The following is a 487-nucleotide window of genomic DNA, read 5'->3' on the forward strand; positions in this document are numbered from 1 at the left end:
TCGTGCGTCACCGGGCGAGGCGGTATGCGGGCATAAAGAAGGCCGCCGAGAATGCCAACGAGCCCATAGAGAACGAACATCAGCCTGATCGAATTCAGTTGCGTCATCCCGAACCGCGTCATGACGTCAGGCAGCCCCGCGGCAAGCGCGCCGCCGGCGCTTGCGAGCGCCCCGACCAGGCTGTAACGCGCAAACATTCTCGTTCGATCGGCGTTGGTCACCTCCCGTGCAAGGACCGCGTGTTCAAGCGGCACGAAGATACTCACGCTGCCTGCCGACGGATTGATCGTGCCGGCAAAGGCGACGGCGAGCAGCAGCGCATAGTCGCTGATCATCGGCATGGCGACACCGGTGGCGACCATCAGGCAGGCGGCTGCCAAAAGCAGGCGGCGGAGATCATGATGCCCGCCGAGAAATCCGATGATGATCGTCAAAAGCGCGGATCCGAAGAGGGATGCCGTCGCAATGACGCCGACCTGCAGGGGCG

General features: G+C 63.4%; 1 protein-coding gene. It reads right to left on the reverse strand.

Translation table 11 applies throughout. The features are described 5' to 3' along the window. The coding region (locus AC5ZG1_RS44255) for an MFS transporter (protein ID WP_496136549.1) at positions 1-487 on the reverse strand (487 nt) is incomplete at both ends.

The organism is Bradyrhizobium sp. Leo78 (assembly GCF_059512425.1).